This is a genomic window from Luoshenia tenuis, assembly GCF_014384745.1.
GTDB lineage: Bacteria > Bacillota > Clostridia > Christensenellales.
In genome coordinates this window covers 277,249-289,378 of the sequence record NZ_JACRSO010000003.1, presented here as the reverse complement: position 1 = coordinate 289,378, position 12,130 = coordinate 277,249, and the positions used below count along the sequence as shown (strand labels likewise).

11 protein-coding genes and 1 tRNA gene are annotated in these 12,130 nt (G+C 57.7%); 8 read left to right on the top strand and 4 right to left on the bottom strand.

The window, feature by feature from the left end; genetic code table 11:
• Window positions 1-87 precede the first annotated feature (87 nt).
• Window positions 88-2,193, bottom strand: a complete 2,106-nt coding sequence (locus tag H8699_RS08685) for a U32 family peptidase (protein WP_249285469.1) — start codon at window positions 2,191-2,193, stop codon at window positions 88-90.
• A 111-nt stretch (window positions 2,194-2,304) separates the two neighbouring features.
• Here H8699_RS08685 and H8699_RS08680 point away from each other — a divergent pair, with 111 nt between their 5' ends.
• The 6 genes from H8699_RS08680 (at window position 2,305) to H8699_RS08655 (ending at window position 6,402) form a co-directional block, all read left to right on the top strand.
• Complete coding sequence (locus tag H8699_RS08680) at window positions 2,305-2,559, top strand: hypothetical protein (protein ID WP_249285335.1); 255 nt, start codon at window positions 2,305-2,307, stop codon at window positions 2,557-2,559.
• A 207-nt stretch (window positions 2,560-2,766) separates the two neighbouring features.
• Window positions 2,767-3,861: a DUF5711 family protein gene (locus H8699_RS08675; protein ID WP_249285334.1), complete on the top strand. Its 1,095-nt coding sequence runs from the start codon at window positions 2,767-2,769 to the stop codon at window positions 3,859-3,861.
• 30 nt (window positions 3,862-3,891) lie between these two features.
• Window positions 3,892-4,605 carry a CvpA family protein gene (locus tag H8699_RS08670; protein WP_249285333.1) on the top strand — a complete coding sequence of 238 codons (714 nt, stop codon included), beginning with the start codon at window positions 3,892-3,894 and terminating at the stop codon, window positions 4,603-4,605.
• Between the two features lie 228 nt (window positions 4,606-4,833).
• Complete coding sequence (locus H8699_RS08665; RefSeq protein WP_249285332.1) at window positions 4,834-5,649, top strand: response regulator; 816 nt, start codon at window positions 4,834-4,836, stop codon at window positions 5,647-5,649.
• Entirely contained in the window at window positions 5,646-6,011 is a 366-nt protein-coding gene (locus H8699_RS08660; protein WP_249285331.1) for an Hpt domain-containing protein, read from the top strand. Before H8699_RS08665 ends, H8699_RS08660 begins: the two co-directional genes overlap by 4 nt.
• 22 nt (window positions 6,012-6,033) lie before the next feature.
• Window positions 6,034-6,402: a sporulation initiation factor Spo0A C-terminal domain-containing protein gene (locus H8699_RS08655; protein WP_249285330.1), complete on the top strand. Its 369-nt coding sequence runs from the start codon at window positions 6,034-6,036 to the stop codon at window positions 6,400-6,402.
• A 41-nt stretch (window positions 6,403-6,443) separates the two neighbouring features.
• Here H8699_RS08655 and ade read toward each other — a convergent pair whose 3' ends face one another.
• On the bottom strand, window positions 6,444-8,168 hold the full coding sequence (ade, locus tag H8699_RS08650) for an adenine deaminase (RefSeq protein ID WP_249285468.1): 1,725 nt from the start codon (window positions 8,166-8,168) through the stop codon (window positions 6,444-6,446).
• 184 nt (window positions 8,169-8,352) lie between these two features.
• Between ade and H8699_RS08645 the strand changes: the two genes are divergently transcribed.
• Entirely contained in the window at window positions 8,353-8,919 is a 567-nt protein-coding gene (locus tag H8699_RS08645) for an RpiB/LacA/LacB family sugar-phosphate isomerase (protein ID WP_249285329.1), read from the top strand.
• Window positions 8,920-9,138: 219 nt separating this feature from the next.
• Here H8699_RS08645 and H8699_RS08640 read toward each other — a convergent pair whose 3' ends face one another.
• Both H8699_RS08640 and H8699_RS08635 read right to left on the bottom strand, forming a co-directional pair.
• Window positions 9,139-10,440 carry an ABC transporter permease gene (locus tag H8699_RS08640; RefSeq protein ID WP_249285328.1) on the bottom strand — a complete coding sequence of 434 codons (1,302 nt, stop codon included), beginning with the start codon at window positions 10,438-10,440 and terminating at the stop codon, window positions 9,139-9,141.
• A 155-nt stretch (window positions 10,441-10,595) separates the two neighbouring features.
• A tRNA-Arg gene (locus tag H8699_RS08635) sits at window positions 10,596-10,672 on the bottom strand.
• A 440-nt stretch (window positions 10,673-11,112) separates the two neighbouring features.
• Between H8699_RS08635 and H8699_RS08630 the strand changes: the two genes are divergently transcribed.
• Window positions 11,113-12,096, top strand: coding sequence for a Gfo/Idh/MocA family protein (locus H8699_RS08630; protein WP_249285327.1), 984 nt, complete (start codon window positions 11,113-11,115; stop codon window positions 12,094-12,096).
• Window positions 12,097-12,130 lie beyond the last annotated feature (34 nt).

Below are 12,130 nucleotides of genomic sequence, written 5' to 3'. Positions count from 1 at the left end.
TCTTCAGGCAGGGCAGCCGCCCTGCGCTGTCGTTTGTCGTTTTATATCCAAAGTATAGTCCTTTACGGTTCGAAAGGCAAAGCCCCTTTACTGCAGCTGGCGCAGGTACAGCCCGCGGGTATATTGCCCCTGCGGCATGCGCCCGGCTAGGTAATCCTCCAGCGCACGCCGGCAGGCCTGCTGATCCTCCAGGGTAAAGTACAGCGTCGCAAAATCCAGCCCCTGCAGCTGCGCCTGCTGGTCCGCCAGGGATAATACGTGGCCATTGAGCAACTGGGAATATCGCCTTTCCCGGCACAAAACGGTAAATTTTTCGCCCTTGCGGTCGGTCAGCGCCCTGCGTCCATCGCAATCCCCGCAGCCCCGCGCGCCCTGCATCGGGCAGGCGCGCAGCGTCATCAGCGGCAGATGCCCATAGGCGATCGCGCCGCAGGGAACATGGCGCTGCAAATGCCGGATATCCCGCAGGTTCGCCTCAAAGCTGATCGTCTGATCCGCCACGCCCAAGCGCCCCGCCTCTTCCAGCGCCAAGCTGTTCAGGATATTCAGCCCATAGCCGCCGTGTACGCGCAGCCCCAACTCCCGGGCCATGCACAGCGCCCCCAGGTTCTCGGCCTGCGCACCGGCCAGTCCCTGGCGCTTTAGCGCCGCCAAAAGCGCCGCTGTCCGCTCCTCATCATTCGGGAACACCGCCATCGGGATCTCGCCGATCAACTTATCTCCCAGGGCGTCCAACAGCTCCGGGTGCGCCGCCAGTTCGTTAAGCGGCAGGATCAACCGCTCCGCCGCGATAACCAACTCCTGTGAAAGCTGCTCCGCCTTTTCCAGCCGGATGCGCAGACGGGGCGCGCCCTCTCCATCCTCTACCCGCGCGCAGGGCGCCTTTTCCAGCCGCAGGGGGATGATCTCCCGCACCGGCGGCTGCCCCAGCAGCGTTTCCAGCTCCTCTAAAGCCGCCTTGCGCAGGCTGTTCAGCGCGGATATAGGCAACCGCAGCCCCGGCTCGATCTGCGCGTGCAGCTCCCGCAGGTAAAAGGGCGTCCCTCCCGTCTTTTCCAGCGCCTGGCGGGCCTGCGCCTCGTCCAGCGGACGGTTGACGGCTTTTTCCGGCTTCTCGCCTTGCGCCTGCACGCAAACGCGCACACCCCGCCCCATCGCCTGCAATTCCGGGCTGGCGCCGTCGCGCACAGTCAAACGCATATCCACCGGCACCGTTTTGGCCTCATGGCGGTAGGTCGCGGCGATCTGCCCCAGCACCCCGCCCGCCTGCTGCACATCCTCCCGGGTGCGTGTGCCGAACATCGCAAGGTCGCGTTTGGCCGCAAAATAGCCATTGGTGAACCCGCTGCGGGAGAATACGGCCTTCAGGCTTTCCAAGTCCGGCTGTTCTCCCTCCAATGCCTGTTTGCAGGCGCGGGTCGCGCAGGCCACATACTCGGGCCGCTTCATCCGCCCCTCGATCTTGAGCGAGGCCACCCCCAGCTGCTCTAAAAGCCGCATCTGCCCGATGAGGGAAAGATCCTTAAGCGAAAGGGCATACCCCCTCTGCCCGGCCTTAAAATCCAGCCGGCAGGGCTGGGCGCACAGCCCCCGGTTGCCGCTGCGCCCCCCCAGCATACCGGAGAGGTAGCACTGGCCCGAAACGCTCATGCACAGCGCGCCGTGCACAAACACCTCCACTTCAAGGCCGGTCCCCGCGGCCAGGCGGCCGATCTCCTCCCGGCTCAGTTCACGGGCCAGCACCGCGCGGGAAAACCCTATTTCCTCAAGCAGGCGCAGCCCCGCCGCGTTGTGCACCGCCATCTGGGTCGAGGCGTGCAACTTCAGCTCCGGGCAGATCTGCCGGGCCAGGCGCGCCACCGCCAGATCCTGAACGATCACCGCATCCGCCCCGGCCCGGGCGATCTGTTCCAGCGTGCGGCACACCCCGTCCATCTCCCCATCCTGCACCAGGGTGTTGAGCGTCATATGCACCCGTACGCCCCGCGCGTGGCAGTAGGCAATGGCCCTGGGTATCTCCTCATCGGTAAAGTTGGCCGCGTTGCGCCGGGCGTTAAAAAGCTGCGCGCCAAAATAAACGGCGTCCGCCCCGCTGCGCACCGCCGCCTGCAACTGCTCCATTCCGCCCGCCGGCGCCAATATCTCCATGTGATCCTGTCCTTCCCGCTCCGCCAGGCAGCCCCTTTCGTGCATCAAAGGCCGTCCGCGCGGATATACTAATTTATGGCTTCACGCTCCATCGTTTCATCATTATTAGTATAGTCACCGGGTCCCCCATGCGTCAAATATTAAAAGGAGGCCGCCATGCTGATCGCCTATACCGAAGATGCCGCACCGCAAGCCCGCGCCCTGAGCAGGATGGGCTTTACCTGCCTGCCCGCCGCCCAGGCCGTGGGATACGAGGCCTTTCTTTACGGTGCCACGGTCTATAAGGGCATCTTTTTGCGCCTGCCTCCCCGGCCCGCCGAAAGCGGCGCGCTGCTATTGCCCTGCCGCGGCAAAAGCCCGGAGCAACTGGCGCTTATCCTGCGCCGGCGCAGCTACAGCCCGCTATTTTAAAGTATCGGTTTTGTTTCCATTTCGGTTTTAGATTGCATTTGTCCCCCCTTTTGCTTTACAATATATAAGGGTCATTTATACTTCGCGCAAAGGATGGTTTGATCTTTTGTAAAAAAGGTCCAGCCCTCCTGATTTTGTTTACCATGGAGCGGGCGCAGCTTCAGGCAGTTTCACGCCTATTTCGGGCGTTTAAATAGGAGAATGAAGATGGAACGACGGATACGCGTAGGCAAATTTATTCCGTTTGTCGCGCTTTTTTTAGTGATCATCGCACTGATACTGTGCGAGTTTCTCATCTGGCGGCCCGCCCGCCAGGCCGCCTCGCTGGAGGTCGCGCCGCTAACCTTTGCGGGGGATACGCCCTATACCGCCGCCAGCAACGGCATCCTATACTGGGAAAAGGGGCGGCTTTATAAAATCGACCCCGCAGGCAACGCCATGTGGAACAGCGAGGCCGCCGTGCAGGGCACCCTGGCCGCTTCCAGCCAGCTGACGGCTCTTTATACCGAGCGGTTGATGCAGGTATACGACGAAAACGGCGCCCGCCTGTTTGAGCAATCCTACGGGACGGACAAGCTGATCATGGCCCGGTGCGGCCAGGATACGGCCGCCGCGCTGGTGCAAACCTCTGAGGGCGGTTACCGCCTGGATGTTTTTGACCGGGCCGGCGCCCAGGTAGACCAGATCGCCCTGCAGGACCAGACCGCGCTCAAGTTTGATTATGCGCCCGATGGCAAGCAGGTCTGGGTGATCACGCTGGATACCCTGGCCCCTTCGCCGCTTTCCAGGCTGACGACCTATAACCCCGGCAAAGCCGTTAGCGGCATGGTGACCGCCTATAACCAAGTCTGCTACGACGCGCTGGTGACCGATGAGAACTATTTGCTTATTGGAACCAATAATGTGGTGTGCTACAATAAGGATGGTGAAAAGCAGTACGAGCGCCTGGTCTATGGCTGGAGCGTGACGGACGCGGCGCAGCTGGATAAAGCGATGCGCTTGGCCCTCATCCCCCAGCAGCTGGATGCGGCCACCAAGCTGGCGCCCACCCAGTTGCAGCTGGCCACTCTGCCCGAGGGCGATAAGAGCCTGAAGCTGCCGGACGACACCCATAGCGTCTACTTCGGGCGCAGCAAAGTCTATGCTTTTGCCGGCCGCAACGTGTACACCTATTCGCTTTCCGGCCAAAGCGAGGGGAACACGCTGCTCCCCATCGATATCCAATCCGTTACGCTCTCGCCGGACCGCAGCTTCGCTCTGGTCAGCGACGGCGCCTCGGTCTACAAGGTACCGCTGGGTTAAACGATTTGTGCTTTTAGAAAGGAACGCGCTTTGAATATTCTTGATATCGCAATTCTGGTCTTATTGGCCATATTTGTATTGTACGGTTTTTACCGGGGCTTTACCCGTACGGCACTGTCCCTGGCCTCTACCTTCCTGTCCTGGTTGGGGGCATTTTTGTTCTACCCTTTTCTCTCCAGGTTTTTGATGAGCTCCTCTTTCTGGGGGCAGCTGTTTGGTTATATGTCCGATGGGGCGGCAGAAACGCTGACCGGATTTGAGATCCTTTCCCAACCGGCCTCCTCCGTCACCTCCTCACAGCTGACGGACATCCTCTCTACCAGCGGACTTCCCTCCTCGGTGACCACCATGCTGCGGGAAAACGTGCTCAATCAAGCCTTTACCGGGCAGGCAGGCGTCGTGACGCTGGGGCAGTACTTCAACACCACGCTGGGCAACCTGCTGGTCAATGTCATCAGCTTTTTGATCATCTTTTTCGCCCTCTCGCTGATCTTCGCGCTGATCATCGCCATGACGCATGCCGTGGTCAGCCTGCCGGTGCTCAAGACGCTGGATGGTGTGCTTGGCGGGTGCTTTGGCCTGGTGCAGGGCATATTGCTGATGTTCGTACTGTTCGCCATCGTGCCGGTCATCCTCTCGGTGATGCCGATCAGCTTTGTCAACCAATACCTGGACAATTCATTCTTCGCCTCGCTGTTTTATAAGAGCAACTTTATCCTGGATATGCTCAGCAGTATCATTTAGCTGTTATCGCTCCGTCTTTAAGCCGCCCGCCGGGCGGCTTTTTTGCGGTCTCAAACGCGCAAAAATACGGCTTCCGCAACATCTTATATAAAAATACCTCACTTTTATATAAGATGTCGTAAAGTAGCATTTCTTTTGTTAAAAGGGTGGCGTTAAAGTAGCGCTGGGTGTGGTATAATCATTCCTGTCATAAATACAGCGTGCTTACACTAGATCAGGAGAATGAGAATGTTAAGAACCATATTGGTGGATGACAACCAATTATCCCTTGAAATATTGCAGGATATATGCGTGCTCTCCCAGCACGTCGCCATTCTGGGCGCGTTTCAATCCCCGCTGGATGCGTTGCATTTTGCACGCAATAACACCGTGGATTTCGCCTTTTTGGATATCGACATGCCTGGGCTCAATGGGTTGGAGCTGGGGCGCGAGCTGCGCAAACTTTATCCCAAGATCATCTTGATCTACGTGGCCAGCGAGCCGGGATATTGTGCCGAAGCCATGCGCATGAAGGCGGATTTTTATATCTGCAAGCCTTATGTCTGCCGGGATATCGCCGAGGCGATCGAGCGGGCGACGCTGCTGAGCCACCGCCTGCGCCAAAGGCTGACCGTCAGGACTTTCGGGCACTTTGATGTGTTTGACCGGGAGCAGCCGCTGTACTTTTCAAACGCCAAATCCAAAGAACTTTTAGCCATGTGTATCGACCGGTGCGGCAGCGCCGTCGGCATGGAGGAGGCCATCGAGGCACTTTGGCCGGAACGCCCGATCGACGAAAAGACCAAGCGCTTGTACCGCAAAGCCGTTATCATGCTCAAACAGGTGCTGGCCCAGTACGACTCCAGCGATATCTTTCACAGCGTACGGGGTTCTTGCAACATCAATCCCGGCGGGTTGGATTGCGATTACTTCGACCATTTAAATAATCCAACCTTAAGCGCAAACGTACAGGATTATATGTTGGATTATACCTGGGCCGAGGAAACCGCCGCCAAAATCTATTTTGATCAGCCAACGACGCAGGAGGTCATGAAAGCTTTATGAAATTCAGAGACTTGCTCAACGAAATCATCTTAGAGCCGGAGGTGACCTTAACGCGTCTGGGCGTACCCATGCCCTCAATCAAGCGCTATATTCTTCGCTTCCCTGCTGACCCTAGCTATGCGCAATTAAAAACCGCCATAGGCTCCCGCGAGCCGGGGGCGATCTATCATGCGGCGCATAACTTCAAGGGGCTGTGCCTGAATCTGGGCTTTACCCCGCTGGCCGCCCACTGCCAGCAGCTGTGCGTATACGCCAAGAAAAAAGACCTGGAGGCCTGTAACCATACCTTTAACAGCGTCCAGATATCCTATTATAAAATCATTACCTCAATTGAAACTTATATGCAGACCGCATCCGATTAACGGACAGGAGGAGCAACGATCCATGTCGTATGAATGTGACTATGACACACGAATAGAATCTATCGTCGCAAATCAATTAATCAGTATCGGCGTGCCGCCACATTTAAAGGGCTTTATCTACCTGCGCGATGCCATCATTCTCATGGCGCATAATCACGAGTTGTTCGCCAACGCCACTACCCGCCTTTATCACGTCATCGCCCATCATTATGCGATCAACGCCTCCATGGTAGAGCGCTCCATGCGCAACGCCATCCGCATCACCTTCGAGCGCAGCCCTTCTCCTGTTAAAGCGGAGCTGTTCTCAACACTTCTGGACCCGGGGCGCGACCGTCCCACCAATGCGATGTTCATCGCCACCGTCGCCCAGCAGGCCCGCTACGGCCTGTAATAAGCCTTGCGGCGGGCCTGGGCCCGCCGCAGCGCAACTTCTTATACCATTTTCCCTTGCCGCACGTCAAACACACCTCGGGTGGTCAGCCGTAACGCAGGGATGACCGGCAGCGCCATAAAGCTCAGCGTCATAAACGGATCGATACCGTCTGAAACGCCAAGCGCCCTGGCCGCCTTCTTGGCCAGCGCCAGTTCTTCATCCACCTTTGCACACGCTCCATCGCTCATCAGCCCGGCGACCGGCAGCGCCAGCTGTGCCAGCACATTTCCGTCCCGCAGCACCACGATGCCTCCGCCAAGTTCTGCCACGCAGTTGACGGCAGCAGCTATATCCGCCTCATTTTCCCCTACCGCTACGATATTGTGTGCATCGTGAGCGATGCTGGTGGCCACCGCGCCGGCCCGCAGGCCATATCCTTTTAGAAAACCCAACCCGATATGGCCGGTATTGCTATGCCGCTCAACCAGTGCGATTTTTAGGATATCCTGATTTAGGTCGATGTCCCTGGCACAGCCCGCGTCCAGCGTGGTGATCTCTCCACCCATCATCCCAATTACGCCCAGCGGCCCACTGTGCGCAAAATCTTCCGCAGACAGCTGCTTTAGATGAAAGGTATCCCGGGCGTGCCGCTCCAGCCCCGGCGAGACCGCCGGCGGCGTAAAGTCGCGCGCTACGCCATCTTGCGCCCACAGTTGGCCCTTGATCCATACCCTTTCAACTTTAAGGGACTCAAAGTCATCGATCATTACCAGGTCCGCCCTGTAGCCCGGGGCGATAGCGCCCCGATCGTTCAGGCCAAAATACTGCGCCGCATTAAAACTGGCCGCTTTCACGGCGGCAACCGGGTCTGCCCCCAGCGCGATGGCGCGGCGCAGGATATGGTCGATATGCCCCCGGGCACGCACCTCGTTTACATGGCAATCGTCGGTACAAAACATGCACCGCTGCGCGTATTGCTGGCAAAGCAGGGGCGATAAAGCCTCCAGGTTGCGCGCAGCCGTCCCTTCGCGGATCATGATAAACTGCCCGCGCCTGAGCTTTTGCATCGCGTCCTCCAGGTCATGGCACTCATGGTCTGAATAGATGCCCGCCGCCACATAGGCGTTTAGCGCGTGTGGTGCCAGATCCGGCGCATGGCCATCGATCCGCATCCCGTGGGCCTGCGCGTCAACTACCTTCTCAAGCGTCCGCGCTTTTCCCTCTAAGATGCCGGGATAATCCATCATCTCGCCCAGCCCCTGTACCCTGGGATGGGCGTAAAACGGCTCGAGTTCCCCGGCATCCAGCACAGCGCCGGCTTCATCCAGCGGCGTCGCCGGCACGCAGGAGGGTAGCATAAACCGTACATCCACCGGCAGCCCCTGCGTGGCCTCCAGCATGTACTGGATCCCCGCTGTTCCCATCACATTGGCGATCTCGTGGGGATCGGCGATCACCGTGGTCGTGCCATGGGGTAAAACCGCCCCCGCAAAGGCGCCGGGCAACAAAAGCGAACTTTCCAGGTGCACGTGCGCATCCAAAAACCCTGGCAGGATGATCTTTTCCGATGCGTCGATCTCCTGCCGTCCGCTATACCGGCCTATCCCCGCGATCTGCCCCTGCGCCAGGGCGATATCCGCCCGGCAGATCTCGTTAGAAAATACGTTGACATACCGGGCATTTTTAAATACCAGGTCCGCCTTTTCCCGTCCGGCTGCTACAGACAGGATGCGCTGTTTTTCTCTTAGCCTTGCGCCGGCCTTTTCCGTATAGGTTTCCAGCATCACGCGCCACCCCTTTTGCAACGGTTTATTTTGGGCCAGTATAACGGAAATCATCTGTTTTGTCCATTCCATTGTACCTCTACTACGCCGTAATTGTAGACCGGTGCTTGAATATGCTTTTCTACTTTTGCTATACTACACTTAACGCACAGCCCGGCGCGTCCGGGCAGAAGGGGGACAAAGAATGAAGACTATTAAGGACAAACAGATTCTCGTCGCGGCGGACTTTGCTGGGTTTCCGCTTAAGGAGGCCGTGGTCGAGCACCTCAAGGGTAAGGGATGGACGGTCACCGATATCGGCGTGCGCGCGGCGGATGAAGAAAATCCGGAGATGTTCCACCGCATCGGCCTGAAGGTAGGCGCCAAGATCGCCGAGGGCGAGTTTGAGCGCGCGCTGGTCTTCTGCGGTACGGGTATGGGCATCCATATTGCCGCCAGCAAGTGCCCAGGCGTGTTTTCCGGCGTCGTGGAAAGCGTGCCCGCGGCCCTGCGCGCCATCACGGGCAATGAGGTAAACGTATTGGCTATGGGCGCTTTCTACGTCGCCCCTCAAATGGGTAAGGAGATCACCGACGCTTACCTCAGCCACAACCTGGGGGATACTTACGAGTGGTGGCCTAACTTTTACGAGTTCCACAAGCTGGCTTGTGATGAGCTGAATGCCTTTTCCTATGAGGAATTTAAAAAGAATGGCTTTGAACTCAAGCATCTGGGAGAGGTACCTTTAGCGTTGATGGATAAGCCGGACTAAGTGGAAAGCGCGTCCCATCCAGCGTTAGACCGATGCCAAAACGCCCATGCAGGTAATTGCACGGGCGTTTTTCACATTTTGCATTGGAAAGCGTCGCTTTACGTCCAGGGTGCGAGAAGTAAACTGATAGCGCCCGAAATCGGGTAAAAGCCGTTCTCTAAGAATAAAAGAGCGGCTTTAATTTTGTCCTAATCGTTTTTATCTCTTTCGGCTATCACTTCACATCCGCCCATCTTTATTCCGTTGCCACCCATTGATGACGCCATGCCAGCGCAGCCATGCCATGACTGCAAGGTATGCAGCCGCGCACAGCCAGCCAAAAGACCAGGCGGTCAGCCGTATCGTCAGCAACGCGTCATAATCATATCCTGCACCGTTATAGGCCTGGATTATATCGACATAATAGCGAGCATAATGTCCCGCGTTCAGGATCGACCCCTCCGGCAGCCAGCGCGCAGGCAGTATGGGGATCGTCCAGGCTAGCACCAGTATGGCCGCCGCGGCGGTCCCCACCAGGGCGTAGCCTACGCTGCGTTGAATCAGCCTGCGCCGCTGTTCCCGCGGAATGGGCAGGCGGCTGGCAAGCGCCTCCCTCCATGCAGGCAATAGCATGCGGTATCCTCCCAGCCCTAGCTGCATCAGAATCAGGAAACAGCAGATACCCGCGACGGCAAAGTCCAGCCGAAAGATTTGCCCGATAGTTGCGCGCGTTTCCCGCAAATCGACGATCTGAGCTATGGTGAAGGGATCGGAAAACGTCGCGCGCAATATCTGCTCCGCATCTTGGGACAGATAGCGTGCCTCAAGGGGCATCAGCACGCGCGTTACCTTCGCGGCGGCAGGCCCCGCATCCGGCACTTCCCCTCCCGCTATAGCCTGCGCGGCCGTATCCGTCTTAATTCCTTCCGCGCTTTGTTCCGGTTCACGATTCGTGCTGTCCGCTCCCGCAGTGGGCGCCTTTGTGTCGGCCGGCATTCCTGCGCCCTTTAAAGGCCGGGCGTTGGCCATCGGCAAATAGACAATCTCCCGGTCTGTCCGCGAAATCTGCGCGGCCCACATTTCGCTACTTTGGTAGACGCCGCAAACCGTATACTCCGTATCGTTCATCCGTACTTTTATTCCCACCGCCTCCGGCGTCATGGTAAGCCGGCGAGCCAACTGCGAACTAATGACGATCACATTCGCCCGCGTATCGCCGAAAAAGCTGCCCTCTATCAAGTGCAGGGCCGCGATTCGCCCATAGCCGGCGCTGGCCAAATGCGGTTCCACCTCGATCCCTGCCGGCACCATTCCACCCGAGAGCATCTGCCGGGGCAGCACAGCCTCCCCCGCGCAGTCCAGCCCGCCTGCGACAGATTCCCTTAAAAATACTTGCGGCTCCAGCCCCTGCTCTAGCCTGATGGCGACGGCTTCCGGCATTGTTTCAAGGGCTTGACGCACAAAATCCATATGCCCCCACAGCACCGCCGCCAGCGCCAGCGTCCATACACATGCCCAGGCCGCCGCCCTTTTGGCGGTCATGACGCAGTCTCCTTCCCGCCCGCATCTTCGCCTGAGGGCTGCTCTGCCTTCTTCTGTGCGCATTGACAAAATAGATACCCATTAAAAACGCGGACAACAAAACAAAACGCTCTCCACAAAGTGAAGAGCGCGATTTGCATGCAGGCCTAGCCTGCTGGCGTGCCTGGAGGGATTCGAACCCCCGACCTTTTGGTTCGTAGCCAAACACTCTATCCGGCTGAGCTACAGGCACATGTCCAAGTGCCTATTTATTATATAAAATACATCATCGTTTGTCAACTGGAAACCCGAAGAAAAAATCGCATTTTTGATAGGCAAGGTATGAAGTATCATTATCGATCCCGCAACTACTAGAACCCTCGGGGCGTTTGCAAGCCCCAACTTGTTTATACCCGCGCGGCGGCTCACTTCCACGATAGCCGCCATACCTCCCCGATCCCATGGCGGAACGCTGGAAGATAACTTTCTGCAGCCCGTTATGATCGACGCCAAAAACATCTATAAATTTTGGGGCTGAATGGTCGGTAAAAAGCCGGCGGACCGCCGGCTTTTCTAGTATAATCATATTAGCTTGGTTTCTGTCCGCGGACTGCCTGGGGACATATAGGCCAACGCTGCCTACCAAAACTGCTCAGAAGAACAGCTCAACAACCCTGAAAGCGAGGTTAAAATATGGATCAGCAAACTTTGAATATCGGCACCGTCGGCACCAGCGCGATCATGCAGCAGATGCAAGAGGCCATCAGGCGTACGCCGGGGGTTGCCAGCCGGGTGGTCTTTTCCCGGGATGCGGAGCGTGGCAAAGCCTTTGCCGCGGCTATGGGCGTACAGGATAGCTGCTGCGACTACGAAGAAATGCTAGATCGCAGCGATGTAGACGCGGTCTATATCGCCTCACCCAATCGCTTCCACGCCGGGCAGACGCTGCAGGCGCTGCGGCACGGCAAGCACGTCATCGTCGAAAAGCCGGCCGCCCTAAGTGCGGCGGATGTCCAAAGCTATATCCAGGCCGCGCGTCAAAAAAGCGTATTTTTCTTTGAAGCGATCACCACGATCCATATGCCCAATTATCTATGCTGCAAGGCATTGCTTCCACAGCTGGGGACGATCCGTCGCGCCAAGATCTGCCACGCGCGTTACTCCTCTAAATACGACGCCTACCTGCGCGGAGAGAACCCCAATATTTTCAACCCCGAGATGCAGGCCGGCGCGCTGAACGATATGGGGATCTATTGCATCCACGTAGCGGTGGATCTGTTCGGCGCGCCCAGAAAGGTAAGCTATCAGGCGGAATACGGCCTCAACGGGATCGACCTGGCAGGCAAGCTGCGCCTGGAATACCCTACCTTTATCTGCGAGATCGAAACGGCGAAGAATGCGGATCTGCAAACGGGATGTTGGATCGAGGGGGAACAGGGCCGGATCGAGGCGCCGGGGCGGCTAAGCGTCTTTCCCCCTTTCCGGGCGCTGATCAACGGGCAGGAACAGGTGATCGATCGGCAACCCGAAGGAGAGCGCATGGTTTTTGAATTATCCCGCTTCCGCGATGCGATCTTTCAGCGGGATGAGGCGTTTTTTATGCAAATGGCAAGCCAAAGCGCCATTGCTGCCGGCATACTTGAAGCCGCGCACGCGACCGACGGTTTAAACCATTAAAATAAGGCCGGCAGGGGATAACTCCGCCGGCCTT

Excerpts from the sequence above, each read along its gene's own strand:
- H8699_RS08685 (WP_249285469.1), bottom strand. The coding sequence starts at position 2,193 with ATGCACGAAAGGGGCTGCCTGGCGGAGCGGGAAGGACAGGATCACATG.
- H8699_RS08680 (WP_249285335.1), top strand. The coding sequence starts at position 2,305 with ATGCTGATCGCCTATACCGAAGATGCCGCACCGCAAGCCCGCGCCCTG.
- H8699_RS08675 (WP_249285334.1), top strand. The coding sequence starts at position 2,767 with ATGGAACGACGGATACGCGTAGGCAAATTTATTCCGTTTGTCGCGCTT.
- H8699_RS08665 (WP_249285332.1), top strand. The coding sequence starts at position 4,834 with ATGTTAAGAACCATATTGGTGGATGACAACCAATTATCCCTTGAAATA.
- H8699_RS08660 (WP_249285331.1), top strand. The coding sequence starts at position 5,646 with ATGAAATTCAGAGACTTGCTCAACGAAATCATCTTAGAGCCGGAGGTG.
- H8699_RS08655 (WP_249285330.1), top strand. The coding sequence starts at position 6,034 with ATGTCGTATGAATGTGACTATGACACACGAATAGAATCTATCGTCGCA.
- ade (WP_249285468.1), bottom strand. The coding sequence starts at position 8,168 with ATGCTGGAAACCTATACGGAAAAGGCCGGCGCAAGGCTAAGAGAAAAA.
- H8699_RS08645 (WP_249285329.1), top strand. The coding sequence starts at position 8,353 with ATGAAGACTATTAAGGACAAACAGATTCTCGTCGCGGCGGACTTTGCT.
- H8699_RS08640 (WP_249285328.1), bottom strand. The coding sequence starts at position 10,440 with ATGACCGCCAAAAGGGCGGCGGCCTGGGCATGTGTATGGACGCTGGCG.
- H8699_RS08630 (WP_249285327.1), top strand. The coding sequence starts at position 11,113 with ATGGATCAGCAAACTTTGAATATCGGCACCGTCGGCACCAGCGCGATC.